Below are 26790 nucleotides of genomic sequence, written 5' to 3'. Positions count from 1 at the left end.
CGCCTACTCCCGGAGGAGTAAGCGCCCTGCGCCCCACCGGCACCCCAACCTCGCAAGCTCGGTCAGGGACCCCTGCCGGCGTGGGCCCGGGCGTGGGCCCAGCTCAGTGGCTAAGCGATGCCCGCCTGGCGTTCCGCGGTTTCCACCACGTTGGCCAGGAGCATGGCGCGGGTCATCGGACCCACGCCGCCCGGGTTCGGGGACAGCCAGGCTGCGACGTCGGCGGCGCCGGGGTGCACGTCTCCGGTGACCACCGCCTTGCCGGTGCCGTCGTCAACACGGCTCACGCCGACGTCGAGCACGATGGCCCCCGGCTTGAGGTCCTCCGCCTTGACCAGGTGCGGCACGCCGGCCGCGGCGATCACGACGTCGGCCTGCCGGAGTTCGGCGGGCAGGTCGGCGGTGCCGGTGTGGGCCAGCACGACCGTGGCGTTGACGTCCTTGCGGGTCAGCAGCAGGCCTACCGGGCGGCCGATGGTCACGCCGCGGCCCACCACGAGGACGCGCTTGCCCTTCAGGTCAATGCCGTGCCGGCTGAGCAGTTCCACGCAGCCCTTGGGAGTGCAGGGCAGCGGGGACTTCATGGGGCCGCTGATGTTGGCCACGAGCCGGCCCAGGTTCATCGGGTGCAGGCCGTCGGCGTCCTTGTCCGGATCCATGGCCTCCAGGATGACGTCCTGGTCGATGTGCTTGGGCAGCGGCAGCTGGACGATGTAGCCCGTGCACTCCGGGTTGTCGTTCAGCTCGCGGACCACGGCCAGGAGCTCGTCCTGGGTGGTTTCCTCGGGCAGGTCGCGGCGGATGGAGTTGATGCCCACCTCGGCGCAGTCCTTGTGTTTGCCGCCCACGTACCAGGTGCTGCCGGGGTCGGACCCCACCAGAATGGTGCCCAGTCCCGGAGTGACGCCCTTGGCCTTGAGTGCGGCCACGCGTTCGGTCAGTTCGGCCTTGATGGCAGCGGCGGTAGCCTTGCCGTCAAGGATCTGCGCGGTTTTTGCGGTTTCAGTCACGGATCACCACTGCTCGTGCTGCGGGTACAGCGGGAAGTCGGCAGCGAGCTTGTCCACGCGGGCCTGCAGGGCCTCCACGTCGGTGGCGGAACCGGACTTCAGCGCGGTGGCGATGATCTCGGCAACCTCGGTGAATTCGGTGGCGCCGAAGCCGCGGGTGGCCAGGGCCGGGGTGCCGATGCGCAGGCCGGAGGTGACCATCGGCGGGCGCGGGTCGAACGGCACGGCGTTGCGGTTGACGGTAATGCCCACGGAGTGCAGGAGGTCCTCGGCCTGCTGGCCGTCCAGCTGCGAGTTGCGCAGGTCGACCAGCACCAGGTGGACATCGGTGCCGCCGGTGAGGACGGAGACGCCGGCCTCGGCAACATCGGACTGGTTGAGGCGGTCGGCGATGATCTTGGCGCCTTCCAGGACGCGCTCCTGGCGCTCCTTGAATTCGGCGGTGCCGGCGATCTTGAAGGCAACGGCCTTGGCGGCGATGACGTGCATGAGCGGGCCGCCCTGCTGGCCCGGGAAGACGGCTGAGTTGAGCTTCTTGGCCCATTCCTGCTTGGCCAGGATGACGCCGGAGCGCGGGCCGGACAGCGTCTTGTGCACGGTGGAGGTGACGACGTCGGAGTGCGGCACCGGGCTCGGGTGCAGTCCCGCGGCGACGAGGCCGGCGAAGTGCGCCATGTCGGTCCAGAGCAGGGCACCAACTTCATCGGCGATGGAGCGGAAGGCTGCGAAGTCGAGGTGGCGCGGGTATGCGGACCAGCCGGCAATGATGACCTGCGGCTTCTCGGCGATGGCCTGCTCGCGCAGCTTGTCCATGTCGATCCGGAAGGTGTCTTCCTCGACCTGGTAAGCGGCAACTTCGTAGAGCTTGCCGGAGAAGTTCAGCTTCATGCCGTGCGTCAGGTGGCCGCCGTGCGCCAGGGAGAGGCCCAGGATCTTGTCGCCCGGGGTGATCATGGCGTGCAGCGCGGCCGCGTTGGCCTGCGCGCCGGAGTGCGGCTGGACGTTGGCGTATTCGGCGCCGAACAGGTCCTTGACCCGGTCGATCGCCAGCTGCTCGGCGACGTCCACGTACTCGCAGCCGCCGTAGTAGCGGCGGCCCGGGTAGCCCTCGGCGTACTTGTTGGTCAGAACGGAGCCCTGGGCTTCCATGACCGCGCGGGGCGCGAAGTTTTCGGAGGCGATCATTTCCAGGGTGCCGCGCTGGCGGCCGAGTTCCTGGTCCAGTACTGCGGCGATCTCGGGGTCGAGTTCAGCCAGCGGCTGGTTGCTGACAGAGGAGGTGCTAACGGAAGTCGGTGAAGTAGTCACGAAGAACTCCTGGCTAGGGATGGGCACTGCTAAAGGTCAGGCTACCGGCTGGAACGTTGCTCCGCCCTTCGATGACCATCATCCGGAAATGGTTCCGGGCGCAGGTCTGCTACGGGCGCCGCAGCGCACTGGGTGGCTGCTCTTCGAGAAGCGCAGCGCTACCGGCAAAACATGACCCTCGGCCCAGGCGTACGATCCGTGGTCTTCGTGAGTGCCGCTCCCTGGTGGTTAGCCACCCAAACGCCAGTTGCGACGCCACCACAGTATCAAAACCGGAACCGACGCGCGGGTAGGCTGTTCTTCGTGAATGAAGACCAGCTCGCCAAATCGTACGTAGTAACCCTGTCCTGCCCTGACCGCCCCGGAATTGTGCACGCCGTAGCCGGCGCCCTGCTCGTGGCGGGCTGCAATATTACGGACTCACAGCAGTACGGCAGCGAGTCCACCGGCACCTTCTTCATGCGCGTGGAAGCCACCACCACCGCATCCCAAAGCGAAGTGGTTGCTGCCCTGGAGCCGGTTGCCGAAGCCTTCGGCATGCAGTGGAACCTGAACCCCGTCGGCCGCAAGGTCCGTACCCTGCTGATGGCCAGCAAGTCCGCCCACTGCCTGAACGACCTCCTGTTCCTGCAGCGCTCGGGCACCCTGCCCATCGAGATCCCCGCGATCGTCTCCAACCACCGCGACCTGGCGGGCTTGGCCGAGTTCTACGGCATCCCGTTCCACTACATCCCGGTGACGCCCGACACCAAGGACCAGGCCGAGGACCAGCTGCGCAAGATCATCGCCGAGGAGGGCGTCGAACTGACCGTCCTCGCCCGCTACATGCAGATCATCTCGGATGACCTGTGCACCGAGCTGACCGGCAAGGCCATCAACATCCACCACTCCTTCCTGCCCTCCTTCAAGGGCGCCAAGCCCTACCACCAGGCCCATGCCCGCGGCGTGAAGCTGATCGGGGCCACGGCGCACTACGTCACCGCCGCGCTGGACGAGGGCCCAATCATCGAGCAGGAAGTCATCCGCGTGGACCACGCGCGCACGCCGGAGCAGTTCGTGCAGATGGGCCGGGACGTGGAGGGCCGCACCCTGGCCCAGGCCGTGCAGTGGCACGCCGAGCACCGCGTGCTCCTGGATGGCAACCGGACGGTCGTCTTTAACTAACTGATTCCTGTTTGGAACTAACTGATTCCTGTTTGGCCGACTTGCCGTCGCCGCCTAAAACCGCCGCGGGCAGATGCCCGCGGCGGTTTGGGTCCCGGGGACGGTTCACACGCAAGGGGTTTTAACCAAGACTGGTTAACACGATGACTCTGCTGACAGAAACCTCGCTGGAACCGTTCATCGCCCTGCTCAAGGCCCAGGGAAGGCACGCCGTGCTGGACGTATGCTGTGGTCCGGGCGACGACGGCGTCCGGTTTGTCCAGGCCGGCATCCACTACACAGGCGTTGATCCCTTCGGCGGCAACGTCCGGTACGCCATGGCCCGCCGCCTGAGCGTGTCCGTGGCAGAGCCCACGAGCCTGCCCTTCGCCGCGAACACGTTCCCGGCGATCTGGGCGGTCCAGTCACTGGAGGGGCTCACGGCAGACCAGGCGGACGACGTCGTGCGCGAACTTGAGCGGGTGGCAGAACCGGGTGCGCCGATCGCCGTCGCCCTTCCCTGACCGCCGCCCTACCTGACCGCCTCTTTAGGACGGCGGCGACCCGAGCCGCACGCGGACGGCGGCGCCGGCGCAGAGGATGACCGCAAGTCCGCCGACGACGGTGGCCCACGTCAGCTGCTCGCCGAGCAGCAGCGCAGCCCAGCAGATGCTCATCACCGGCTGGGCGAGCTGCACCTGGCTCACCTGCGCCATCGGCCCGATGGCAAGGCCGTGGTACCAGGCGAAGAAGCCCAGAAACATGCTGACGACGCCGAGGTAAGCGAAGGCGGCCCACTGCACCGCCGTGCCCGCGGGCGGCTGCTGGGACACGGAGACAGCAACAAGAACCACCATCACGGGCGAGGCGAGGACGAGGGCCCAGGATATGGTCTGCCACGCGCCAAGCTCGCGGGCCAGCAGGCCGCCCTCTGCATACCCCACGGCGGCGGCCAGCACGGCACCGAAGAACAGCAGATCCGTCCACTGCAGCTGGCCGAAGCCACCTGGCTGCGCAAGGGCGAAGGCAACGGCGGCAACCGCTCCCGCTCCGGTCGCGATCCAGAACCCTGTTCGTGGACGCTCATGGCCGCGGAGTGCCGACATCGTCGCCGTCGCAGCCGGGAGCAGGGCGATCACTACGGCCCCATGGCTGGCCGGCGCAGTGGTGAGCGCGAAGGAGGTGAGCAGGGGGAACCCGGCGACGACCCCTCCGGCGACCACCGCCAGGCGAAGCCACTCCCTGCCGCGGGGCAGGCGCTGCCGCGTCAGCGCGAGGGCCGCGGCGGCCAGGGCAGCCGCCACCACCGCCCGGGCCGAGCCAATGAACAGCGGTGAAAGCCCCTCGACCGCGAGGCGGGTAAAGGGAACGGTGAACGAGAAGGCCGCCACTCCCAGGAGGCCCCACCAGATTCCGGCGTGATTGCGGGCAGACGCAACGGGGGACGATCCGGCGGGGGACGATATCACTGTGCGAACTGGAACAGTAGCGCTACTATTGTCTCTCATGAATGACGATAGCAGTTCCCGCATTGCGTCGCGACTGAGGCAGTGGGTTGCAGCGGCGGTGCCGGGATCGAGACTGCCGTCGACGCGGTCGCTCGTCGCGGAGTACCAGGCCAGCCCCGTGACCGTTCAGAAGGCATTGCAGACCCTCACGAGGGAAGGCGTCATCGAAAGCCGGCCAGGCGTGGGGACATTCGTGCGCGCTGTCCGGACCGCGCGGCCGTCGGACTACGGCTGGCAGACGGCGGCCCTGCGTTCACCGCAGGCGCCGCTTCGGCCCGGCTCTGCGGCAATGCGCACCGCACCTAACGATGTCATTGCGTTCCATTCCGGTTATCCGGACCGCGAGCTCCTGCCCGAGCGGCTGGTGCGTTCCGCGCTCACACGGGCGGCCCGCGGCGAGGCAGCGCTGTCCCGGCCCCCGGCGGCGGGGCTGCCCGAACTGCAGTCCTGGTTTGCCCACGAACTCGCAAGTTCCACCCCGGCCGGATTTGCCCCGCCAACCCCGAGTGACGTCGTCGTACTTCCCGGCAGCCAAAGCGGCCTCAGCTCCATCTTCAGGGCACTGGTCGGTTACGGGCAGCCGCTGCTCTTGGAATCGCCGACCTACTGGGGAGCCATCCTTGCCGCGGCGCAGGCAGGCGTCCGGGTCATTCCCGTGCCCAGCGGCGCCGGCGGACCGGACCCGGACGAGCTGGCCCGCGCCTTCGAAGAGACGGGGGCACGGATGTTTTATGCCCAGCCGAACTACGCGAACCCCACCGGCGCGCAATGGGACGACCGGCGCGGCGAACAGGTGCTGGACGTCGTCCGCCGGAACGGCGCATTCCTCCTCGAGGACGACTGGGCACACGACTTCGGCATCACCACCACGGCCCAGCCCGTGGCGGCCCGCGACGATTCCGGCCACGTCGTGTATCTCCGTTCGCTGACCAAGAGCGTCTCCCCCGCTGTCCGCGTAGCCGCCGTCATCGCCCGCGGCCCGGCGCGGGACCGCATCCTGGCCGACCGGGCAGCAGAGTCAATGTATGTCAGCGGCCTGCTCCAGGCTGCCGCACTCGACGTTGTCACGCAGCCGGCCTGGCAGACCCACCTGAGAAGCCTCCGGCACCAGCTCCAGTCCCGCCGCGATCTCCTGCTCACGAGCCTGGTCCAGCACGCACCGCAGGCCCACATCGAGAATGTCCCCAAGGGCGGCCTGAACCTCTGGGCACGCCTTCCGGACGGGACCGACGTCGAACAGCTCGCCCGCAACTGCGAAAGCGCCGGCGTCATCATTGCCGCCGGAACGGAGTGGTTCCCTGCCGAACCGGCGGGGCCGTTCATCCGGCTCAACTACGCGGGTCCCAACCCGGGTGCCTTCCCCGAAGGCGCCCGGGTACTCGGCCAGCAGCTCTCGCGAGGCATCGGGTAAGTCCGCGTTCTGCGGGCACCTAGGATGGGAAGTGGTCTGGGTGCGCAACGTCTTGGATGCACAGAGTCTTTGGTGCACAGCGTCTTTGGTGCACCACGCCGGCAGGACGCCGGCCAGGCCACCGCAATGGGAAAGGACAGCTTCTTGGGCTACGTGTATCTGGCACTGGCGATCGCCGCGGAGGTCCTGGGCACCAGCCTCCTGAAATCGACCGAAGGATTCAGCCGGCTCTGGCCCAGCGTCTGGTGCCTGGCGTCCTACGGCATTGCCTTCGCGCTCCTGTCGCAGGTGATCAAGAGTGTGCCGGTCGGGGTGGCGTATGCCCTCTGGTCAGGCCTCGGGACGGTTGCCATCGTGGCCATCGGCGCCGTCTTCCTCGGCGAGGAACTGAACCTGATGAAGGTCCTGGGGATCGCACTGGTGGTTGCCGGCGTCGTCGTGTTGAATGTCGGCGGAGCACACTGACGGACTCCCCGGCAGGAGATCTTATGGCGGCCTTCCTTTCACCGTCCACTGGGCGGCAGCTCAAAGCCGTGCTGTTCGACACCTTCGGAACGGTGGTCGACTGGCGGTCCGGCGTGGCCGCGGAGCTCGGGAGGTTCGCGGAGAAACACGGGCTCGCACTGGACCCGTTCGATCTGGCGGACAAATGGCGGGCGGAGTACCAGCCGTCCATGGAAGCGGTCCGCTCGGGCCAACGCGGCTACGTTCCGTTGGACCAGCTGCATCTGGAAAACCTGAAGCGCATCCTCGAATGGAGCGGGCTCTCCCCGTCCGGCTTTGCAGGCGAGGATCTCGAGGAACTCAACGGCGCCTGGCAGCGGCTGCCCGCGTGGCCGGATGTCCGTGCTGGCCTGCACCAGTTGAGGGGCCGCTACGTCATCGGGCCGCTGTCCAACGGGAACACCGCCCTGCTGGTCAATATGGCCAAGAACGCCGGGCTCCCATGGGATCTAGTGGTGGGCCTGGACCTGCTCCGGGTCTACAAGCCCGATCCCGCGGCCTATCTCGGCGCCGCCTCTTTCCTTCGGCTCCACCCGGGCGAGGTCATGCTGGTTGCCGCCCACAACGGGGATCTTGGCGCGGCCCGGGCCGCCGGGCTGGCCACCGCGTTCGTCCCGCGGGCAACCGAGCACGGGCCGGGGCAGACCACGGACCTGGCCCCGGAATCCAACTGGGATGCCGTGGCGCCGGACTTCATCCAGCTGGCACGCACCCTCACCCTCTCGGATTGAGTTTTCGTCCAGATATCGCGACTTAAACGCCCCGGAAGTCGCGACAAGTGGACAAAAACTCCAAAGGAGGGGGCATCCGTCCATGGTGTCCTAGGCTTGGGGGCATGGCTCCCATTTACCCCTTCGCCGGTGACACGCCGGACATCCACCCCTCCGTTTTCGTTGCGCCGACGGCGTCCGTCATCGGCCGCGCCACGCTCGCCGAGGACGCCAGCGCGTTCTACGGCGTCTCCGTGCGGGCCGATACCGCCGCCATCACCGTGGGCACCGGCAGCAACCTGCAGGACAACGTGGTCCTGCATGCCGACCCCGGCTTCCCCTGCAGCGTCGGGGCGCGCGTCAGCGTCGGGCACAGCGCCGTCGTCCATGGCTGCACCGTCGAGGACGACTGCCTCATCGGCATGGGCGCCACCATCCTCAATGGGGCGGTGATCGGCGCCGGCTCGCTCGTGGCGGCCGGCGCCGTCGTGCTGGAAGGGACGGTAGTCCCGCCCCGCTCGCTGGTGGCCGGGGTCCCGGCCAAGGTCCGCCGGGAACTCACCGATGAGGAGTTCGACGGCGTGAAGGGCAACGCTGCCCGCTACCGCGAGCTCGCCCGGGCGCACCGCGAACTCCACGCCAGCAAGTAGGTCGCAGCACAGGGCCTTCCCAGCGCTGGGAACGCCCTGAAGTGCTACTTAGTTGGGCCCGGCGCGTCAGTCCAGGCTGATGGGGCTAGTCCAGGCTGATCGGGCCCAGCTCGTCCAGCAGGTCGCCGGGGCCGGGGTTGCCGGGTGCCGAAGAGCCGCCGAGGTGGTTCACCACGCCCCACACCGCGTTCAGCCCCGTGGTCACGGCGCCCTCGGCCCAGCCGGCGGTGAAGGACACGTCATCGCCGGCGAGGAAGATGCCGCGCTGGTTTTCCGGCAGCCTGTCCTGTTTGAAGTGCGTGAAGAGCCGCTGCTGGTAGCGGTAGTGCCCGGGCAGGTTCGCCTTGAACGCGCCCATGAAGTTGGGGTCGGCCTCCCAGGAGACGGTGATCGGCTGGCCCACGATGTGGCTGGCGATGTCCACGCCGGGGTAGATCTGCTCGAGCGAGTGCAGCATCAGCTCCACGCGTTCGTCGGCGTCGAGCGCCAGCCACTTCAGCGCGTCGTCGTTCCAGGTGTAGGACAGCAGGATGACGGCGGGCTGGTCCGGGCCGTTGTCCAGCAGGTAGGTGGCGCGGTTGAGCCGGTCCGTGAGCGTCATGGACAGCACCTCCCGGCCTGTTTCCGGATCGATGTCCTTCCAGAAGGGCCGGTCCACCATCACGAACGTCTTGGACGATTGCATGTAGTGTGAGCGCTCGATCGCCGTCCACAGCTCCGCCGGGAACAGGGCCTCCTCGGTGTGGATCCGGGTGGACAGCAGCCACGACTGGCAGGTGGTGACCACTGCCGGGTAGGAGGCTTCCCTCCCCCAGCGCTCCCGGATCCGGAGGTTGCCGTCGCTGTCCCGGCTGATCCGCTCCACCGCTCCCCGGGGGGAGCCTGAGTGCAGGGACGCCAGGGATGTCCCCTCCGGCCAGTGCACCATGCCCGACGGCGCGTGGCGCCAGAGTGCCTCGGGGAGCCTTTGCGCTCCCCCGGCGATGAGCCGGTGCTGGTCGTCGGCGTCGGTGTAGACGACGCGGAGGATTTCCAGGATGGAGTTGGGGAAGTCGGTGTCCCAGCCGCCGGTGCCGAAGCCAACCTGGCCGAACGCCTCGCGGTGCGCGAAGCCCGCCTTCCGGAACGCCTGGCTGCCGGCGATGAAGCCGTAGAACGTCTCCTCGTCCAGCTCGGGAAGGAGCTCGTTCCAGAGTTCCTTGATCCGGGCCGTGTCCCGCGCCCGGATGGCCTCCTGCATCTGGGTGAACTGCGCGCCGTCGTTCACGGCCGCTTTCCAGGCGTCGGCGACTTCGCGGAAAAACGGCGGCAGGTCCGCCGACGTGGTGGCGTAATGCTTCTGCCCTGCCAGCTCAATCACGGTGCTGGAGGTGGCCGGGGCCAGCGGGTTGGGGAAGTCCTGCGTCTCCAGTCCCAGCAGATCCACATAGTGGTAGAACGCCTTGCCGGAAACCGGGAATCGCATGCCGCCCAGATCCGCCACCACGTCCGGGGCCGCGGGGAAGCTGGCAGTGCGCAGCCGCCCGCCCAGCTGGTCAGCCTCGTAGAGCACCGGACGCAGCCCGAGCTTCATCAGTTCGTAGGCCGTCACCAGCCCGGACAACCCGGCGCCCACCACGGCGACTTCGGTGCCGTGCAGCTCCGGCGGGACCGACCCCAGCCCGTCCGGGTGGGACAGGTAGTGGTCGTAGCTGAACGGGAAGTCGGGGTTCAGCATGGTCACCGGGGCCTGGTCCGGCGCTCCGGCTCCCGGCAGGCCGGGCGCGGTGGTCGTGGTGCTGGACGGGTCGAAGGCCGGCAGTTCGGTGGCGGTTGTCATGGAAGGTCTGTCTCCGTGGTCTCGTGTGTTGTCTTACTGGTGGGGATGGTCTGTTCAGCGGGTGCAGGCGCTGCGGAAAAATCACGGCCGGATAGTTCACGGTATTCCTCCTGCCCCAGTGCGGCTACCCGTGAGTGCCGCCGGCCGTAACCGAGGTAGGCGGCAAGGCCCACGAGCATCCAGACTCCGAAGGTCACCCACGTGTCTGCACCCAGGTTGGCCATCAGGTAGATGCACATCAGCGCGCCCAGGATCGGCGTGAGCGGAAACAGCGGAACCCGGAAAGTGCGCCTGAGCTCCGGCCGGGTGCGGCGGAGATGGATGACTGCCACGTTCACGAGGGCGAACGCAAACAGGGTGCCGATGCTGGTGGCGTCCGCGAGCGCGCCCAGCGGGACCAGCCCTGCGGTGAGGGCGACGGCGGTCCCCACGATCAGCGTTCCGGCCACTGGTGTGCCGGTGCGGTGGGAGACGCGGCCAAAGATGCGGGGAACCAGCCCGTCGCGGGACATGGACAGAAGGATGCGGGTCTGTCCGTAGAGCACGGTCAGCACGATGCTGGCGATGGCGAGGACAGCGCCGACGGCGAACACCAGCGCGATCCACGGCTGGCCGGTGATTTCCTCCAGGATCTTCACCAGTGCAGCCTCGGTGCCGTCGAACCAGCCCCAGGGGCGGGCGCCGATTGCTGCCACCGCGACGAGCACGTAGATGGTGGTGACGATCAGCATGGACAGCATGATGGCCCGGGGCAGGTCGCGCTTGGGGTTGCGGGCTTCCTCGCCCGCGGTGGAGGCGGCGTCGAAGCCGATGTAGGAGAAGAACACCCGGGAGGCGGCTGCCGAGACGCCGGCGGCGCCCATCGGCAGGAGCGGTTCGAAGTGGCCGCCGTTGAAGGCGGTGAAGGCCACGGCGCAGAAGAAGACCAGGATGCCCACCTTGATGAGCACGATCGCGGTGTTGATCCATGCGCTTTCCTTGGCGCCGCGGACCAGCAGGACCATGGCCAACACCACGATCACCATGGCCGGGACGTTGACCAGACCGCCGTCGCCCGGGGGCTGCGACACCCCGTCCGGCAGAACCAGCCCGAAGACGCCCAGCGTTTCGTTGACGTACTGGCCGGCGCCCACGGCCACCGCCGCGACGGAAACCGCGTATTCGAGTACCAGGCACCAGCCGCAGATCCAGGCCATGCCCTCGCCCATGGTGGCGTACGTGTAGGAGTAGCTGGAGCCCGCGGCAGGCACCAGGCCGGCCATTTCGGCGTAGGAGACGGCGGAGAGCAGCGCGGCCAGGCCGGCGATGGCGAACGAGATCCAGATGGCCGGTCCGGCCAGCGGCACGGACTCGCCCAGGATCACCAGGATGCCGGTGCCGAGGGTGGCGCCCACGCTGATCATCGTCAGCTGCAGGACCCCGAAGCTGCGGACCAGGCGGGTTCCGCCGTGGCCCGATTCGGCTTCCTGGACCATCTGTCCGATCGGCTTGCGGCGAAGCAGCTGGGCTGCCAGTCCGGGGCGGCCGGCCTGCATCGGAGGCCGTTCTCCTGCTTGGGTGGGCACAGTCATCGTTGACGTCCGTTCGTGGGTAGTTGGGGGCTTTCCGTGCCTCCAGCCTAGGCGTGTGAGCCGGATCTCATGGATGTGCAAAATGTCCTATAGTGTTCTGGCATGAGACGTAATGCACAACAGACGGGCACGCCTGAGGCGCTGCTTTCCGGGCAGGTCAGCGTTGATCTGTCCGCCATTTCAGACAATGTCCGGGCCCTCAGGGCACTCACGCCGGCGCCGCATTTCATGGCCGTGGTGAAGGGGAACGGTTACGGCCACGGCCTGATCGACGTGGCCCGGGCAGCCCTGGCCGCCGGCGCCGACTGGCTGGGAACCGCTCAGCTCACCGAGGCCCTGGCGCTGCGCCAGGCGGGCATCACTGCACCGGTGCTGTCGTGGCTGTACCTCGCCACCGCGTCCAGCGAAACGATCCGCGAGGCCGTCAGCCACGACGTCGACATCTCCCTGGGCAGCGTCACGCAACTGGATATCGTGGCGGGCATCGCACGTTCCCTGGGGCAACCCGCGGCTGTCCACCTCGAACTGGACAGCGGCCTGAGCCGCGGCGGCGCCCGCGCCGAGGACTGGCCCGGACTGGTGGCGGCAGCGCGGGAAGCGGAAGTCGCAGGGCACCTGGCGGTGCGAGGCATCTGGACCCATCTGGCATGGGCCGACGTTCCCGCCCACCCGGGAAACGCGGCCGCGGTAGACGCCTTCGAGGCGGCCGTCCGCCAGGGGCGCGAGGCGGGACTGGACCCGCAACTGTGCCACGTTTCCAGTTCGGCGAACATTCTGGACCGGCCCGAATTTGCGTTCGACATGGTGCGGGCGGGCCTGGCCATCTATGGCCTCGCTCCGGCGGACCACCTTGATCCGGCCGATTACGGACTCCGGCCCGCCCTGTCGGTGACGGCCCCCGTGGTGCTGGTGAAGAAAGTTCCGGCCGGCACCGGCGTGAGCTACGAACACCAGGCCATCACCCATGAGCCGAGGTCCCTGGCGCTGATCCCGCTGGGCTACGCCGACGGCATCCCGAAAGGCATTTCCGGCCGGAGGGTGGTGCAGCTGGGCGGCAGGCGGGTTCCCGTGATCGGCAAGGTGTGCATGGACCAGTTCATGGTGGATCTGGGTCCGGAGCCCGGCGGTGTCAGCGTCGGTGACACGGCCGTCCTGTTCGGCGATCCCCGGAGCGGGGCCGCGAGCGCCGATGAGTGGGGTGCCGCGATTGGGAGCCACGGCGACGAGATCATCAACAGGATCGCACCGCGTCTGCCCCGGTCCTACCGCCTGCCGCAGGCACACGAGTGCCCGGATTACGAGGAGCCAGGGGACGGTGCGCCGGATGTCGCCTGAGGCGGGGACGCGGACGGTTCCGGCGGCAGCCAGTGCGGCGGAGCGGCTGAGCGTCGTCACCCTGGAACAGTTCCTGGCGAAGCTGCCGCCGGAGCTCACCGTTCTTCACGACGGCGGCAACGGTTCAGGACTGCTGCGGTGGGTTGAACCGAGTGAACTGGAGGACCCCACGCCGTACCTGCTCGACGGCGAATTCCTCCTCACGGCCGGCTTGCCCTTCGTTGGCGACGCGGGTGACGCCGGCCGGGTTGATGCCTACGTCGGGCGCCTGGTGAAGGCCAGGGTGGGGGCCCTGGGCTTTGGCCTGGAACCGTACTTCAGCGGGGTCCCGGACACGGTGGTGGAGGCCTGTGTCCGGCACAACCTGACCCTGGTGAAAGTGCCCAGCACGGTCCCGTTCGCCGCCATCGGGCTCGAGTTCTCCCAGCTGCTGGAGTCGGAGAACGCGAAGTTGTTCCGCCACCTCGCGGACACGAACCGGCAGCTGATGCGCGCCGTCCTGTCCGCCCGGCCCGAACACGAGCTCCTCGCCGCACTGGTCCAGCGCGTCCCCGTCTGGGCCATGCTGGTCGGCGCGGACGGGCGGGTGCGCGCCCGGGCTGGCTCCGGCGTCGAGGTTGCGTCCCTGCAGCCGCTGCTCGGCCGGCTTCTGGGCGGCAGCGGACCCCGGGTGGAGATGGATACCTTCAATGTCCCTGGATCGGCGCTCGTCTTCGGGCACCCGCTGCGCAGCACCCGGGACGCCAACCTTGGGGCGCTGGTGCTGGGCACTGATGCCCCGCTGACTCCGGCGCAAAACAACGTGGTCTCTTCCGCCGTCGGACTCCTTGAGCTGCTGGTCCGGCAACGGACCAGCGGTTCCCTGGCACCGAGCCAGCTGGCAACGTCGCTGCTGCTTCACCCGGACAGCCTCGCCTCCGGCGGGGCGCGGCACATCAACGGGCTCCGGGACCTGCTGGCCCAGAGCACTTCCTCCACGCGCTCCGGGCCCTTGCGCGTCGTGCAGGGAATCAGGGTGGGGCCGGTCGCCGGGCGGACCGCGGAAAGCCCGGTACGGGAGTTGCTGCAGTGGCGCCGCCTGTTCGACACCAAGCTCGTGGAGCTCACTGACTACGGTTTCGCCGCCATCACCCGGCTCAAGGTGGACGACGCACTGCTGGCCGAAGTGGAGAAGCTCGGCTGGCGGCTGGTCATCGGCGACGCGAGCGAGCTCACAGACCTGAGCAGCGCCTACCAGCGGGTGACCGCCCTGCGGCAGCGCGTCCAGACCACCGGCAGGAGCGCCCGGGTGGGCGAAGTGACGTGGACGGTCGCCGGACTCCTGGGGCAGGAGGCCGGAACCATGCTGGCCGGCCGGCTCCTGGAGCCGATACTCAGCCAGGACAGCGAACGCCGGGCCGGGCACCTCTCCGTGCTGCGGACCTGGCTCGGCGAGAACGGGAACTGGGACGCCACCGCCAAGGCGCTGGGCCTGCACCGCAACAGCGTCCGTCGGCAGATCAATGCCGTGGCCGAACTGTTGGACACCGACCTGAACCAGGCCCAGGTCCGGGCCGAACTCTGGATTGCCCTGCAGTACGTGGACGAGCTGCCGGCCAGCCCTGATTAGGGCCGTCCGGTCCCGTCCCAGGCGCGGTAAACCTCCGGCCGGCGTTCGCGCAGATAGGGCACGGCATCCCGCGCCTGGCGGGCCGCCTCGGCGCTGACCTCCGCATACAGCAGTTCCGGGCCGGAACCGGCAGCGGCGAGCAGTTCGCCGTCGGGGCCGGCAATGACGCTTCCGCCCAGGAACGTGCAGCCGTCCTCGTCCCCGGAGTGGTTGGCATAGGCCACCGTCAGCTGGCTCTCCAGTGCACGCGCCCGCAGCAGCACCTGCGGCACCGACTCGAAGCCGTGAGCCAGCGCCGTCGGAACCAGGAGCAGGTCGGCCCCCGCCGTGGCGGCGGCGCGCACGGTTTCGGGAAACTCCACGTCGTAGCAGATGGCCAACGAGGTTTTGATGCCACCCAGATCGACGACGGCGGGGGCTGCTTCCGCGGGGCTGAACGCCTTACGCTCCTCCGGGCCGAAGAGGTGGACCTTGGCGTAGCTCAGCAGTTCGTGTCCGCTGTTGTCCAGGACTGTCGCGGTGATCTGCCACTCCCCCTCGGCCGTAACGGCGGGCAGGCTGTAGACCAGGGCGACCCGATGCGTGGCCGCGATGCCGGCAAGGGTATGCCGGATCCCGGGCAGCGTGCCTGGGTCCAGCTCCGCTCTGACCCGCAGCGGGGCGTAGCCCACCGGGAAAAGTTCGGGGGTCAGGAGCACGGCGGCACCCGCTTCCGCGGCGGCCTGAGCCGCACGGGCGATGGCTGCGCAGTTCCGTTCGATGTCCAAAACATTGGAGTTCGCCTGCATCAGCGCCAGCTTCACCGTGATCACCTCAAGTCTTCGTGGACGCCCGCCCAACACCGGACGCCGTTTCACTCAGCGTATCCGCGGTGGGCGGCGCCGGTCCGGTCCATTTGCACCACCCTGCACCGCCCATGGGACAGATTGCCCGGCGCGTCCCTGCTTCCACGCGCGGGAGTGTTGCGTTAACTTCTTGACTACAAGGCTGCCGATGGTGCAATGTTCATTTCATGCCCTCACCATCGCGCTCAACGAGGAGCCGAACCAAAAACCCCGGGTCACAATCCGCCCTTAGGAGCCTCAACCAGCAGCGGATCATCGAGTGCCTGCTCAACGGCCCTTCGACCCAGGCGGAGCTGGCACGGCAGACGGGCCTGTCCACCGCGACAGTGTCCAACATCGTAAAAATCATGCAGGATTCAGGCCTCGCCTCCACGGAGCCGACCACCAGTTCCGGGCGCCGCGCGCTCAACGTCCGGCTGAACAGCAACGGCGCCGTGGCCGTGGGCATCGACTTTGGCCGGCGGCACCTGCGGGTGGTTCTCGCCTCGCTCAGCTACCACATCATCGCCGAGGAATCAGTGCTCCTGCCCCTCGGCCACCAGGCCGAGCAGGGCATCCAGGCGGCCGTCGCCCTGCTCGACAAGCTGCTGGCGGACAGCGGGGTGGAGCGCACCGCCGTAGTGGGTGCCGGCGTCGGAATCCCCGGCCCCATCGACCGCAGGACCAGCACCGTGGCACAGGGAGCGATCCTGCCCGAGTGGGTGGGCATCGACATCCTGGAACGCCTCGAAGAGGCGTTCCAGTTCCCCATATTCATCGACAATGACTCGAATTTGGGCGCCCTGTCCGAGGTCACCTGGGGACCGCACAGCGGCATCAGCAACCTGCTGTTCATGAAGATCGGCTCCGGCATTGGCGCGGGCCTGATCCTCAACGGCAACCCGTATTACGGCAACGTCGGGATTACCGGCGAAATCGGCCACGCGACCATCCACGAGCACGGCCTGATCTGCCGCTGCGGCAACAGGGGGTGCCTGGAGACCATCGCCTCCACCACCACCATGATCGAGCTGCTGAGCCGGGGCGAGGCGCGTCCGCTCACGCCCGAGGACATCGTCCGCAAGGCGCTGGCGAGGGATGCGGCCACCCTGCGCGTGGTGGACGACGCAGGCCTCGCCGTAGGCAGGGCGCTGGGGAACGTGGCCAATCTGATCAACCCCGAGGTCATCGTGGTGGGCGGCCCGCTGGCAGGGCTGGGCGACATCCTGCTGGACCCCATCCGCCGCGGACTGGTGCGCCACGCCGTGCCGGTCATCGGCGAAACCACCACGCTGACCATGTCTTCGCTGAATGACCGCGCGGAGGCTCTCGGCGCTGCATCCCTCGTCTTCCAGCACGCCGGAATCCGGCGCACGTAGCCTTTCGTTATCCGGCCGTTGCGTTAAAGACTTGACGACAAGGGCATGCTCCATCTACTTTTTTCATCAGACGGCCCTGTGGTTTGCAGGGAAGACAACGAAGTCAATGCATTGGAGGCGTAAGGGCAAATGACGTCCCTCAACACGCAAAGCGAGCCGGTTCTCTTGGAGATGCGCTCCATCACCAAGGAATTCCCCGGCGTTAAAGCCTTGTCCGATGTGAGCCTGGTGGTGAAGGCCGGGGAAATCCACGCGATCTGCGGGGAAAACGGCGCCGGCAAGTCCACGCTCATGAAGGTCCTCTCCGGCGTGTACCCCTACGGCAGCTACAACGGCGACATCGTGTACCAAAACGAGGTCCAGCAGTTCAAGGACATCCGGGCCAGCGAACACGCGGGCATCGTGATCATCCACCAGGAGCTGGCACTCATCCCGGAGCTCTCCATCACGGAGAACATCTTCCTGGGCAACGAACCGGTCAAGCGCGGTGTGATCGACTGGGCCGAGGCCCGCACCCGGACCCGCGAGCTGCTTGCCCGGGTGGGTTTGCGGGAGGACCCGGACACTCCCGTCAAGGAAATCGGCGTCGGAAAGCAGCAGCTGGTGGAGATCGCCAAGGCGCTGAACAAGTCCGTGAAGCTCCTCATCCTGGACGAGCCCACCGCCGCGCTGAACGAGTCCGACTCCCAGCACCTGCTGGACCTGATCCTGGGCCTGAAGGGCCGCGGCATCACCTCCATCATCATTTCCCACAAGCTCAACGAGATCGAGCAGATCGCGGACTCCATCACCATCATCCGCGACGGCAAGTCGATCGAGACGCTCAACGTGAAGGCCGACGGCGTCGATGAGGACCGCATCATCAAGGGCATGGTGGGCCGCACCCTGGAATCACGGTTCCCGGACCACGAACCCAAGATCGGCGACGTCCTGTTCGAGGTCAAAGGCTGGACCGTCGGGCACCCGCAGGTCCAGGACCGGCTCGTCTGCAAGGGCTCCAACTTCTTTGTCCGCCGCGGCGAGATCGTCGGCTTCGCCGGGCTGATGGGCGCCGGCCGCACCGAACTGGCACGGTCCGTGTTCGGCCGATCCTATGGCCGCTTCATCAGCGGCCAGATCTACAAGGACGGCAAGGAACTCCACCTGAAGAACGTCAAGCAGGCCATCGATGCCGGCCTGGGCTACGTCACCGAGGACCGGAAGTCCCTTGGCCTGAACCTCCTCGATGACATCAAGACCACCACCGTCTCGGCCGCGCTGCACAAGATCAGCAAGCGCTTCGTCGTGGATGCCAACAAGGAATTCACGGTGGCAGAGCAGTACCGCAAGTCGCTGCGGACCAAGACGCCGTCCGTGGAGGAGGGCGTGGCCAAGCTGTCCGGCGGGAACCAGCAGAAGGTGGTCCTGGCGAAGTGGATGTTCACCGACCCGGACCTGCTGATCCTGGACGAACCCACCCGCGGCATCGACGTCGGCGCCAAGTACGAGATCTACGGGATCATCCAGCAGCTGGCCAACCAGGGCAAGGGCGTCATCGTGATCTCCTCCGAGCTGCCTGAACTGCTCGGCCTCTCGGACCGGATCTACACCATCTTCGAGGGCGCCATCACCGGTGTCCTGGACAAAGACGACGCCAGCCAGGAAAGCCTCATGAAACTCATGACTTCCGCCCGAAAAACGCCTGACCCTCTGGAAACCCTCCAGAACCTTCCAGAACAAGGACTGACAAAATGAACGCGCTCAAGAAGCTGTTTGGCGGCAACACCCGCCAATTCGGCATGATCTTCGCCCTGGTCGCCCTGATCATCTTCTTCCAATTCGCCACGGCGGGCCGCACGCTGACGCCCGGAAACGTGATCAACCTCTTCAACGGCAACTCCTACATCCTGATCCTGGCCATCGGCATGGTGCTCGTGATCATCGCCGGCCACATCGACCTGTCGGTCGGATCCGTGGCTGCTTTCGTCGGCGTCACGGTCGCCCTGATCATGCAGGACTGGAATGTTCCCTGGTACGCGGGCATTCTGGTGGGCCTCGTCCTGGGTGCCCTGATCGGAGCCTGGCAAGGCTTCTGGACCGCGTATGTGGGCATCCCCGCGTTCATCGTGACGCTGGCCGGCATGCTCCTCTTCCGCGGCTTCAACCAGTTCGTCGGCAAGTCCAACACCATTCCCGTCCCGCCCGACTTCCAGTACATCGGCTCCGGCTATCTTCCGGAGGTCGGCCCCAACACGGGCTTCAACAACCTGACCCTGCTGCTGGGCCTGCTCGCCGTCGCGTTCGTCGTCTACAGCGAGCTCCGCAACCGCCGCACCGCCAAGGCCCTCGGTGCCGAAGTCCCCGAAGGCTGGGTGGTGGTCACCAAGCTGGTGCTGGTCTGCGGCGCCATTCTTTACGCGACGTACCTGTTCGCCACCGGCCGGCCCGGCACGTCCTTCCCCATCCCGGGCCTGATCCTGGCCGTCCTGGTGCTCATCTACGGCTTCATCTCCTCCAAGACCGTTGTCGGCCGCCACATCTACGCTGTGGGCGGCAACCGCCACGCGGCCGAGCTCTCCGGCGTCCAGTCCAAGAAGGTCAACTTCCTGGTGATGATGAACATGTCCATCCTGGCCGGCCTCGCCGGCATGATCTTCGTCGGCCGCTCCACGGCGTCCGGCCCGTTCGACGGCGTGGGCTGGGAACTCGACGCCATCGCTGCCGTGTTCATCGGCGGCGCTGCGGTGACCGGCGGCGTCGGAACCGTGATCGGCTCGATCGTCGGTGGCCTGGTCATGGCCGTGCTGAACAACGGCCTGCAGCTCTTGGGCGTGGGCGCCGACCTGACCCAGATCATCAAGGGCCTGGTCCTGCTGGTCGCCGTCGCTTTTGACGTCTACAACAAGAGCCAGGGCAAGCGCTCCATCATCGGCATGCTGACCCAGGGCTTCAACCGCCCCAGCGGCGGCGCCCCCAACCAGCCGGACGAAGTGACTTCCACGAAGGAAACCATCTCCCGGGAAGCCTGAGCACCGCCCGCTCCCCGGATACATTTCCCACCCCTATAGAAAGTGAACCGAGCAAATGCGAATGATTGGTAAGGCAGGAAAGGCGGCAGCAATCGCTGCCATTGCGGCACTGGCGCTGACAGCCTGCGGCCGTTCAGACAGCGGCACGACGAGCGGCGGAAGTTCCGGCGGCGAGGCGTTCCCCAAGGACTCCGCCATCGGCGTCGCGCTTCCGCAGAAGACCAGTGAGAACTGGGTGCTTGCCGAGAAGCTGTTCAACGACGGACTCAGCCAGGCGGGCTTCAAGCCGGACGTCCAGTTCGCCAATGGCGGCGTCTCGGAGCAGCAGAACCAGATCAGCGCCATGATTACCAAGGGTGACAAGGTCATCATCGTCGGCGCGATCGACGGCGCCCAGCTCGGCACCCAGCTGAAGCAGGCCAAGGACGCCGGCGCCACCATCATCGCCTACGACCGTCTGCTGCTGAACACCCCGAACGTGGACTACTACGTGGCCTACGACAACTTCAAGGTGGGCGAGCTGCAGGGCAAGGCGCTGCTGGACGGCATGAAGGCCAAGAAGCCGAACGGCCCGTACAACGTTGAGCTCTTCGCAGGTTCCCCTGACGATGCCAACGCCAAGGTCTTCTTCGACGGCGCCATGAGCGTCCTGCAGCCGAAAATCGACGACGGCACCCTGAAGGTGCTCTCCGGACAGAAGACCTTCGAGCAGGCCGTGACCCAGGGCTGGAAGGCAGAGAACGCCCAGAAGCGCATGGATACCCTGCTCGCAGGCACGTACACCAGCGCCCCGATCGATGGTGTGCTCTCCCCCAACGACACCCTGGCCCGTGCCATCCTGACGTCGGTCAAGGGTGCCGGCAAGCCGCTTCCGGTGGTCACCGGGCAGGACTCCGAGGTGGAATCGGTCAAATCCATCATGGCCGGCGAGCAGTACTCCACCATCAACAAGGACACCCGCAAGCTCGTTGAGCACGCGATCGTCATGGTCAAGGACATCCAGGCCGGCAAGAAGCCTGAGATCAACGATGACAAGTCCTACAACAACAAGGTCAAGACCGTTCCGGCCTATCTGCTGGAGCCGGTCATCGTGACCAAGGAAAACGTCAAGACGGCCTACGCGGACGACCCGGTTCTCGGCCCGATCACCAAGTAACACCGCAGACACCCGGGGCCCCGGCCCTCCCGCCAGTGACCAGTTCACTCGGGAGGCCGGGGCTCTTCTTTTCGCCCTCCGGGGCCTCACAGCGGAAACATAGGTACCGCCCGTTTCCTGCACAGCAGCGGGCACCAGTGTGGGATCCGAAGCCGGCCAATCCCCCGGCATGTGATCCCAAGGAGTGCAGTGAGCGTCCTCGCCCGAAGTGTAGGCAATGCGTTTAGAAACAAGATCCGAACAGCCGCGGTTGTGGCCGTGCTGGCGGTCGCCATTGGCTTGGCCCTGGCCATGCAGGTGGCCAACCAGGCCGTCGGCGCCAAAGTCCAGGAGCTGAACGCTTCGGTGGGGACCGTGCTGACGGTGAATCCGGCCGGCGGCCAGGGCTTCGAAGGCGGCGGCGAGCCGCTCACTGCCGAGCAGGCAGCGACCGCAGCGGGCGTCCCGAACGTGGCCGCCGTCGTCGGAACCAAAGCGCTGCGGCTGCGGAACGCGACCGAAGCCGCCGCCCAGGCGGCAGCCGGCACCCAGGCTGGCCCCGGCGGCGGGCAGGGCGGCCCCGGCGGCCAGACCACCACCACCCTGACCACCAGCCTCACCGCGGCAGTCGATGCCGGAACGCTCGGCGCGCGCAACCAGGACAGCACGGGAACAACCGGGACCGCGGGCGCCACCGGGACCACGCAGCCTGCGCGCTCCCTTCCCATCACGGCCACCGGAACGGGTGCCGAGGTGGACAGCACCGGCAAGGCACTGGACCTGGCCTCGGGCACCGGACTGGGTGACTACACGGCAGAGTCCACCAAGGCGCTTCTGGGCACCACCCTCGCCGAGAAGAACAACCTCAAGGTCGGCTCCACCTTCACCATCAACAGCAAGACCTTCACCGTCGCCGGCCTGTTCGATGCCGGCACCGCCTTCGGCAACAACGCTCTCTACGTCACGCTCCCCACCGCCCAGACCCTGGCCGAACTGCCCGGCGAGCTGTCCACGATGATCGTCACGGTGGACAGCATGGAGCACGTCGACGCCGCCAAGACGGCACTCCAGAGCGCGCTCGGCACCGACAAGGCCGACGTCACCCAGGGCCAGCGCAACCTCGAAACCGCCGTCACCTCGCTGGACAGCGTCAAGAACATCTCCCTGGTGGCGTTCATCGCAGCACTTGGCACCGCGGGCCTGATCATCCTGCTGATCATGGTCATGCTGGTCCGCGAGCGCCGCCGCGAAATCGGCGTCCTCAAGGCGATCGGCGCACCGAACCGCACCATCGGCCTGCAGTTCGTGCTCGAGGCCCTGGTCCTGGTGGCCCTCGGCAGCGTTGTGGGCGCCGTCATCGCCTCCTTCGCCAGCGGCGGCATCGCCTCCGCCCTGATCAGCTCCAGCACAACCACGACGGCGGCCCCCACCGGGCGCGGCGGCGGGTTCGCCGGCGGTGCCGGCGGAGTCCCCGGCGGCCAAGGTGGACCGTTCGGCGGCGCCTCCCAGCTGCTCACCTCCGTCACCGCCAGCGTGTCCCCTGAAATCCTCGCCGCCGGCATCGCAGCAGTGTTCGGCGTCGCCATCATTGGCGCCCTGGTCCCGGCCCTGCTCACCGCCCGCATCCGCCCCATCGAAGTCCTCCGAGGAGAATAGCCATGATTGAAGTCAAGGATCTGGTCCGCACGTTCAAGTCCGGCGACCGCACCATCAAGCCGGTCAACGGCGTCAGCTTCGAGCTGGAGCAGGGCACGCTGGCGTCCATCGTGGGCAAGAGCGGCAGCGGCAAAAGCACGCTGCTCTCCCTCCTGGGTGCGCTGGACAAGCCCACCAGCGGGGACGTCGTCGTCAACGGCGTGAGCCTGGCTGGCATGCCGGACGGGAAGCTGACCGACTACCGGCGCCGCGACATCGGCTTCGTGTTCCAGCAGTTCAACCTGGTCCCCAACCTCTCCGCGCTGGACAACGTCATGCTTCCCATGGAGTTCGCCGGCGTCCGGAAGTCGGTCCGGTCCGAGCGGGCACGGGTGCTGCTGGAGCAGGTTCAGCTCGATCCGGACAAGCACGGCCGCCGCATCAACCGGCTCTCCGGCGGCGAGCAGCAGCGCGTGGCCATCGCCCGGGCCCTCGCCAACGAACCTAAGCTGGTCCTCGCCGACGAGCCCACGGGCAACCTCGATGAGCAGACGGGCGAGCACATCATCGAACTGCTCAGCTCCCTCAGCCGCGACCACAACACCACCATCCTCGTGGTGACGCACGACCGCACGCTCGCCAACAAGACGGACCGCCGGTTCCGCCTCCAGCAGGGCAAGCTCACGGAGGAGCCCGTCCGCGGCCGCGCTGCAGAGCCGGCAACGGTCTAGGCAGCGCGGCAGTTCAAGATAACCGACGTCGAGTTGGCGCAGAAAGGTGGGGGCGGGCCCAAACCCTCCCTCACCTTTCGCACGCTTTATCCCGACGCTTCCTCACCTCCTGCAGGTTTTGACCGGACGCTTCCTCACCTCCTGCAGGTTTTGACCGGACGCTTCCTCACCTCCTGCAGGTTTTGACCCGACGCTTCCTCACCCGGGTGAGAGGATGGCGTCATGACGTCACCGATCGCCAAGCCATGGCTCTTCAGCCAGTCCAACCAGGATCCCCTTGCGGCGACGGGCCGCCGGCTGCGGTGGGGTGTCATCGCCACAGGCCGAATCGCTTCCCTGGTCTCAAAGGACCTGGCGCTTTTGGAGGATGCGGAACTGTACGCCGTCAGTTCCCGGGCCCAGCACACCGCGGACGCGTTCGCGGGCGAGTTCGGCTTTGCTGTGGCCTACGGGGACGACGGCGGACAGCACGGTTATGAGCGGCTCCTCGCCGACGACTCGGTGGACGTGGTCTACGTGGCCACGCCCCACGCGCAGCACTACCGGGTGGTGCTGGCTGCGCTCAGGGCAGGCAAGCATGTGCTTTGCGAAAAGGCGTTCACCATCAACGCCCGTGAGGCTGCCGAACTGATCGACGTCGCCCGCGAACAGAAGCTGTTCCTGATGGAGGCCGTGTGGAGCCGTTTCCTGCCCAGCATGCAGCGGGCCTTCGAGATCGCACATTCCGGCGAACTCGGGACTGTCCAATGGGTCACGGCGGATCTTGGCTTCCCGGCACCCTACTCCCCCACCGCCAGGCTCTGGGCCGTCCAGGACGGCGGCGGCGCTCTGCTCGACATCACCGTCTACCCGCTGCTGTGGGCCCTCGGCACCCTGGGCTTCCCGCAGACGGTCAGTGCCATGGGCACCTTGAACGACGACGGCGTGGACGCCCAGAATGCACTGACGCTGGGTTACCACCACGGTGCGCAGGCACAGCTCACCTCATCCCTGTTGGGCCACGGACCCCGTACCGCTACGGTTGCGGGGAGCCTGGGGTACCTGCAGACACTCGGCTCGATCAACAACCCCAAAAAGCTGGTGGTGGGGATCGGACAGGAAACACCGCGGACGGAACACTTTGAGGTGACGGGGCGGGGTTACACGTACGAGCTTCGTGAGGTAACGCGTTGCATCCAGCAAGGCCTGACCGAGAGCCCGGTCATGCCTCTCGAGGACTCGCTCAATACGATGCGGCTGTTCGACGGCGTGCGCGCCCAGCTCGGTGTCGCGTACCCCAACGATGCGCACTGAGTACCTCTTCAGGGCTTCATCGAATCGGAAGAATTATTCTCGCCGGGTCTGGACTCTCACTTTGGGGCAGGCTTAGGCTGTAGTCGATCGTCGATTCATTCGGTGGGCTTGGGGGTGGTAAGCATGACCATTGCGGCTTTGTCGTGGTCTGCGCTGCGCCCTTTGCGCCCGGTTCTGTTGGCCGGCGCCGCCGCTGTGGCCTGGCTGGCTGTATCCGCCCCGGCCGCCGATGCCGATTCACACCGATCTGACTCGCTTGGCGGGAGTATCTCCTCGGCTGTCTCGTCCGTCAAAGGCAATGCTGACAGCGTGGCGGGAAGCGTTGGTGCGCTGGTCTCCCCGAAGGCACACGAAGCCCGCGCCGTTGCACAGCCGACGCCGGAAGTAGCGCCCCTGCCCCTTCCCGCCGTTGATCCGGCAGCCATCCCGGCACGATTGCCGGCGACAGTTGCGCCGGCCCCACAGCCTTCGGTTGTTGTGCCTCCCCCGGTGGCTCCCGATTCCTCCACGCCTGCGGCGCCAGCACCTGTGGCCGTCGTTGCCCCTGTTGTGACGGACATTGTGGAACCCGTTGACGCCACTCTCGGCGGACTACCCCTTGGCGGGGCGATTCCCGAGGACACTTTGGCTGGGATTACCGATCCCGTTGCCTCCGTTGCCGATGGATCGCTGACGGACACGGCCGAAACTGTCGTGACGCCGGTGGCCGAGGTTCTTAAGCCCGTAGCCGAGGTGATGGAACCTGTAACCGACGCCGTGAGCCCGGTGACTGAGGCACTGCCTGTCGAGCTTCCCGTTGATCCGGTCACCGAGGTACTCACGCAAGCACCCTCTCTGACGGCTCCGACCGTTGAGCCCGTCACCGACGTCCTGGCGGGCACTGTCGCGGTTTCGGAGCGGCTGCCCGCAGTTGACCTCGCCGCCACGGGACAACTTTCCGCAAGTCCAGGGGCGACTCTGGGCGTTGCGGCCGTGCCCTCTGCGGTGTCCGCGGCTCGTGTGCAGCCGGCCGTCGCGTCTTACCCTCAGTTCAGCCACGCCCTTGCGCCGAAAGCTGCTGCAGTTAACCCCACGGGGTCTGCTCCGAAGATTCCTGCAGGCGGAGACTCCCCTTCGGGTGGAGACAACACACCGTCGCCCGAGGCGCTTCTTCCATCGCCGGCCTCAGGGTCGGGAAGCGGCACCTCCTCTGGCGGCCCCTCTGCTTCTGCCGCCTGGCTGAACAGCCCGTTTGAATACCTGCCGCTCATGGGCTTTGTCCCGGTCAGCGGGCCCCTTCAGCATGTTCCTTCGCCGGTGGCCATCGACCCCGGCTCCTCTCCTGACTAGTTGGGCCCTCTCTGCCTCCCTGGGGCAGACACGCGGCCAATCGGGTTGCCATGAGCGCCCGTCAACAACTTTTCAGGAGACATCACAATGCACCAGACAATTCGCAGGGGCCTGTTAGGCACCCTCTTTGCCGGAGGGTTACTTGCCCTCGGCGCAACCGCGGCGAGCGCCGCGGACACCACTGCTGCGGGCGCGGTCAACGTCGCCTCTGAAACCGCTTCGGCGGATCTCAAAGCTTCGACGTCGCTGGGTCTGCTGGGTGGCCCAGCGCCGTCGAATTCTTCCGGGGTCAGCGTCAACGCCGACCTCAACCTCAACAGCGGCACCCCGAACGGCAGCACTGCAGGCGTGGCACCGGACGCGACGGCTGTGGTGGATGTAAACCTCGGCGGCACCGGAACCGGCACCGCTGTTCCGGCCGCTGACGCCACCGCCGTGGTCGACGTCAACCTTGGAAACACGACCACGGGTACCGCCCCGGCGGCCCCCGCGGCCAGCGTGGCTGCCGCCGCCGACGTGAACCTCGGCAACGCCGCAGCCGGAACGGGCACCACCGTCCCCGCAGCCGACGTAGCAGCCGCTGCAGATATCAATCTGGGCAACACTGCAGTGACCGGAACCGACACCGTTGTTCCGGCCGCTGACGTAGCAGCCACCCTCGACGTCAACCTCGGCAACACCGCAGTGACCGGAACCGGCACGGCTGTTCCGGCCGCTGACGCCACCGCCGTGGTCGACGTCAACCTTGGAAACACGACCACGGGTACCGCCCCCGCGGCCGGCGTGGCTGCCGCCGCCGACGTGAACCTCGGCAACACTGCAGCCGGAACGGGCACCACCGTCCCCGCAGCCGACGTAGCAGCCGCTGCAGATATCAC

22 protein-coding genes and 1 pseudogene are annotated in these 26790 nt (G+C 67.2%); 17 read left to right on the top strand and 6 right to left on the bottom strand.

Annotation, left to right across the window (positions count from 1 at the left end; all coding sequences use genetic code 11):
- Window positions 1-110: 110 nt before the first annotated feature.
- Both ACFVTE_RS21840 and glyA read right to left on the bottom strand, forming a co-directional pair.
- Window positions 111-1010 (bottom strand): bifunctional methylenetetrahydrofolate dehydrogenase/methenyltetrahydrofolate cyclohydrolase, encoded by a 900-nt coding sequence (locus ACFVTE_RS21840; RefSeq protein ID WP_387104248.1) that lies wholly within the window; start codon window positions 1008-1010, stop codon window positions 111-113.
- A 3-nt stretch (window positions 1011-1013) separates the two neighbouring features.
- Window positions 1014-2318 carry a serine hydroxymethyltransferase gene (gene glyA, locus ACFVTE_RS21835; protein WP_387104247.1) on the bottom strand — a complete coding sequence of 435 codons (1305 nt, stop codon included), beginning with the start codon at window positions 2316-2318 and terminating at the stop codon, window positions 1014-1016.
- Between the two features lie 303 nt (window positions 2319-2621).
- Here glyA and purU point away from each other — a divergent pair, with 303 nt between their 5' ends.
- The gene (purU, locus tag ACFVTE_RS21830) at window positions 2622-3482 is read left to right on the top strand and encodes a formyltetrahydrofolate deformylase (RefSeq protein WP_387104245.1); all 861 of its coding nucleotides are present in this window, start codon (window positions 2622-2624) and stop codon (window positions 3480-3482) included.
- A gap of 143 nt (window positions 3483-3625) precedes the next feature.
- Window positions 3626-3985, top strand: a complete 360-nt coding sequence (locus ACFVTE_RS21825; protein ID WP_387104244.1) for a class I SAM-dependent methyltransferase — start codon at window positions 3626-3628, stop codon at window positions 3983-3985.
- Window positions 3986-4009: 24 nt separating this feature from the next.
- Here the strand turns inward: ACFVTE_RS21825 and ACFVTE_RS21820 are convergent, their stop codons facing one another.
- Window positions 4010-4969: a DMT family transporter gene (locus tag ACFVTE_RS21820; protein ID WP_387104241.1), complete on the bottom strand. Its 960-nt coding sequence runs from the start codon at window positions 4967-4969 to the stop codon at window positions 4010-4012.
- Here ACFVTE_RS21820 and ACFVTE_RS21815 point away from each other — a divergent pair.
- From ACFVTE_RS21815 to ACFVTE_RS21800, 4 genes are all read left to right on the top strand, one after another.
- Complete coding sequence (locus tag ACFVTE_RS21815) at window positions 4968-6380, top strand: PLP-dependent aminotransferase family protein (protein ID WP_387104239.1); 1413 nt, start codon at window positions 4968-4970, stop codon at window positions 6378-6380. The two genes, ACFVTE_RS21820 and ACFVTE_RS21815, sit on opposite strands and share 2 nt — an antisense overlap.
- A gap of 126 nt (window positions 6381-6506) precedes the next feature.
- On the top strand, window positions 6507-6845 hold the full coding sequence (locus ACFVTE_RS21810) for a DMT family transporter (protein WP_387104316.1): 339 nt from the start codon (window positions 6507-6509) through the stop codon (window positions 6843-6845).
- A 23-nt stretch (window positions 6846-6868) separates the two neighbouring features.
- The gene (locus tag ACFVTE_RS21805; protein ID WP_387104238.1) at window positions 6869-7615 is read left to right on the top strand and encodes a haloacid dehalogenase type II; all 747 of its coding nucleotides are present in this window, start codon (window positions 6869-6871) and stop codon (window positions 7613-7615) included.
- Window positions 7616-7719: 104 nt separating this feature from the next.
- Window positions 7720-8244, top strand: a complete 525-nt coding sequence (locus ACFVTE_RS21800) for a gamma carbonic anhydrase family protein (RefSeq protein WP_387104236.1) — start codon at window positions 7720-7722, stop codon at window positions 8242-8244.
- A gap of 85 nt (window positions 8245-8329) precedes the next feature.
- Here the strand turns inward: ACFVTE_RS21800 and ACFVTE_RS21795 are convergent, their stop codons facing one another.
- Together ACFVTE_RS21795 and ACFVTE_RS21790 are read right to left on the bottom strand one after the other, a co-directional pair.
- Window positions 8330-10063 carry an FAD-dependent oxidoreductase gene (locus ACFVTE_RS21795; protein ID WP_387104235.1) on the bottom strand — a complete coding sequence of 578 codons (1734 nt, stop codon included), beginning with the start codon at window positions 10061-10063 and terminating at the stop codon, window positions 8330-8332.
- On the bottom strand, window positions 10060-11598 hold the full coding sequence (locus tag ACFVTE_RS21790; protein WP_387104234.1) for an amino acid permease: 1539 nt from the start codon (window positions 11596-11598) through the stop codon (window positions 10060-10062). The genes ACFVTE_RS21795 and ACFVTE_RS21790 overlap by 4 nt, the downstream gene beginning before the upstream one ends.
- A gap of 138 nt (window positions 11599-11736) precedes the next feature.
- Here ACFVTE_RS21790 and alr point away from each other — a divergent pair, with 138 nt between their 5' ends.
- Entirely contained in the window at window positions 11737-12969 is a 1233-nt protein-coding gene (gene alr / locus ACFVTE_RS21785) for an alanine racemase (RefSeq protein ID WP_387104233.1), read from the top strand.
- Complete coding sequence (locus tag ACFVTE_RS21780; protein ID WP_387104232.1) at window positions 12959-14578, top strand: helix-turn-helix domain-containing protein; 1620 nt, start codon at window positions 12959-12961, stop codon at window positions 14576-14578. Before alr ends, ACFVTE_RS21780 begins: the two co-directional genes overlap by 11 nt.
- Here the strand turns inward: ACFVTE_RS21780 and ACFVTE_RS21775 are convergent.
- Window positions 14575-15390, bottom strand: a complete 816-nt coding sequence (locus ACFVTE_RS21775; protein ID WP_387104229.1) for a nitrilase-related carbon-nitrogen hydrolase — start codon at window positions 15388-15390, stop codon at window positions 14575-14577. The two genes, ACFVTE_RS21780 and ACFVTE_RS21775, sit on opposite strands and share 4 nt — an antisense overlap.
- 200 nt (window positions 15391-15590) lie before the next feature.
- On the opposite strand from ACFVTE_RS21775, the gene ACFVTE_RS21770 reads away from it, so the two are divergent.
- From ACFVTE_RS21770 to ACFVTE_RS21730, 9 genes and pseudogenes are all read left to right on the top strand, one after another.
- A complete protein-coding gene (locus tag ACFVTE_RS21770; protein WP_387104227.1) occupies window positions 15591-16781 on the top strand; it encodes an ROK family transcriptional regulator in 1191 nt (396 codons plus the stop codon).
- A 129-nt stretch (window positions 16782-16910) separates the two neighbouring features.
- A complete protein-coding gene (gene mmsA, locus ACFVTE_RS21765; RefSeq protein ID WP_387104225.1) occupies window positions 16911-18515 on the top strand; it encodes a multiple monosaccharide ABC transporter ATP-binding protein in 1605 nt (534 codons plus the stop codon).
- Complete coding sequence (mmsB, locus tag ACFVTE_RS21760; RefSeq protein WP_387104223.1) at window positions 18512-19789, top strand: multiple monosaccharide ABC transporter permease; 1278 nt, start codon at window positions 18512-18514, stop codon at window positions 19787-19789. The genes mmsA and mmsB overlap by 4 nt, the downstream gene beginning before the upstream one ends.
- Before the next feature lie 55 nt (window positions 19790-19844).
- Window positions 19845-20945, top strand: a complete 1101-nt coding sequence (locus ACFVTE_RS21755; protein ID WP_387104221.1) for a substrate-binding domain-containing protein — start codon at window positions 19845-19847, stop codon at window positions 20943-20945.
- A 189-nt stretch (window positions 20946-21134) separates the two neighbouring features.
- Window positions 21135-22580 (top strand): ABC transporter permease, encoded by a 1446-nt coding sequence (locus ACFVTE_RS21750; protein ID WP_387104219.1) that lies wholly within the window; start codon window positions 21135-21137, stop codon window positions 22578-22580.
- A 2-nt stretch (window positions 22581-22582) separates the two neighbouring features.
- Window positions 22583-23290, top strand: coding sequence for an ABC transporter ATP-binding protein (locus ACFVTE_RS21745; RefSeq protein WP_387104217.1), 708 nt, complete (start codon window positions 22583-22585; stop codon window positions 23288-23290).
- A 222-nt stretch (window positions 23291-23512) separates the two neighbouring features.
- Window positions 23513-24583 carry a Gfo/Idh/MocA family protein gene (locus ACFVTE_RS21740; protein ID WP_387104215.1) on the top strand — a complete coding sequence of 357 codons (1071 nt, stop codon included), beginning with the start codon at window positions 23513-23515 and terminating at the stop codon, window positions 24581-24583.
- Between the two features lie 309 nt (window positions 24584-24892).
- Window positions 24893-25912: a hypothetical protein gene (locus ACFVTE_RS21735; RefSeq protein WP_387104213.1), complete on the top strand. Its 1020-nt coding sequence runs from the start codon at window positions 24893-24895 to the stop codon at window positions 25910-25912.
- 87 nt (window positions 25913-25999) lie between these two features.
- Window positions 26000-26790, top strand: a pseudogene (locus ACFVTE_RS21730) (hypothetical protein); the annotation flags it as partial.

This window comes from Arthrobacter sp. NPDC058097 (assembly GCF_042884885.1).
GTDB lineage: Bacteria > Actinomycetota > Actinomycetes > Actinomycetales > Micrococcaceae > Arthrobacter.
Note: the sequence above shows the minus strand (reverse complement) of the source record. Positions and strands in the feature narration are given on the sequence as shown.

What these genes read in the sequence shown, in the direction of transcription:
- ACFVTE_RS21755 (WP_387104221.1), top strand. Translation starts at nt 19,845, where the DNA reads ATGCGAATGATTGGTAAGGCAGGAAAGGCGGCAGCAATCGCTGCCATT.
- mmsB (WP_387104223.1), top strand. Translation starts at nt 18,512, where the DNA reads ATGAACGCGCTCAAGAAGCTGTTTGGCGGCAACACCCGCCAATTCGGC.
- ACFVTE_RS21790 (WP_387104234.1), bottom strand. Translation starts at nt 11,598, where the DNA reads ATGCAGGCCGGCCGCCCCGGACTGGCAGCCCAGCTGCTTCGCCGCAAG.
- alr (WP_387104233.1), top strand. Translation starts at nt 11,737, where the DNA reads ATGAGACGTAATGCACAACAGACGGGCACGCCTGAGGCGCTGCTTTCC.
- ACFVTE_RS21740 (WP_387104215.1), top strand. Translation starts at nt 23,513, where the DNA reads ATGACGTCACCGATCGCCAAGCCATGGCTCTTCAGCCAGTCCAACCAG.
- ACFVTE_RS21825 (WP_387104244.1), top strand. Translation starts at nt 3,626, where the DNA reads ATGACTCTGCTGACAGAAACCTCGCTGGAACCGTTCATCGCCCTGCTC.
- ACFVTE_RS21815 (WP_387104239.1), top strand. Translation starts at nt 4,968, where the DNA reads ATGAATGACGATAGCAGTTCCCGCATTGCGTCGCGACTGAGGCAGTGG.
- ACFVTE_RS21770 (WP_387104227.1), top strand. Translation starts at nt 15,591, where the DNA reads ATGCCCTCACCATCGCGCTCAACGAGGAGCCGAACCAAAAACCCCGGG.
- ACFVTE_RS21780 (WP_387104232.1), top strand. Translation starts at nt 12,959, where the DNA reads ATGTCGCCTGAGGCGGGGACGCGGACGGTTCCGGCGGCAGCCAGTGCG.
- ACFVTE_RS21805 (WP_387104238.1), top strand. Translation starts at nt 6,869, where the DNA reads ATGGCGGCCTTCCTTTCACCGTCCACTGGGCGGCAGCTCAAAGCCGTG.
- ACFVTE_RS21745 (WP_387104217.1), top strand. Translation starts at nt 22,583, where the DNA reads ATGATTGAAGTCAAGGATCTGGTCCGCACGTTCAAGTCCGGCGACCGC.
- ACFVTE_RS21795 (WP_387104235.1), bottom strand. Translation starts at nt 10,063, where the DNA reads ATGACAACCGCCACCGAACTGCCGGCCTTCGACCCGTCCAGCACCACG.
- ACFVTE_RS21810 (WP_387104316.1), top strand. Translation starts at nt 6,507, where the DNA reads ATGGGAAAGGACAGCTTCTTGGGCTACGTGTATCTGGCACTGGCGATC.
- mmsA (WP_387104225.1), top strand. Translation starts at nt 16,911, where the DNA reads ATGACGTCCCTCAACACGCAAAGCGAGCCGGTTCTCTTGGAGATGCGC.
- ACFVTE_RS21800 (WP_387104236.1), top strand. Translation starts at nt 7,720, where the DNA reads ATGGCTCCCATTTACCCCTTCGCCGGTGACACGCCGGACATCCACCCC.
- ACFVTE_RS21820 (WP_387104241.1), bottom strand. Translation starts at nt 4,969, where the DNA reads ATGAGAGACAATAGTAGCGCTACTGTTCCAGTTCGCACAGTGATATCG.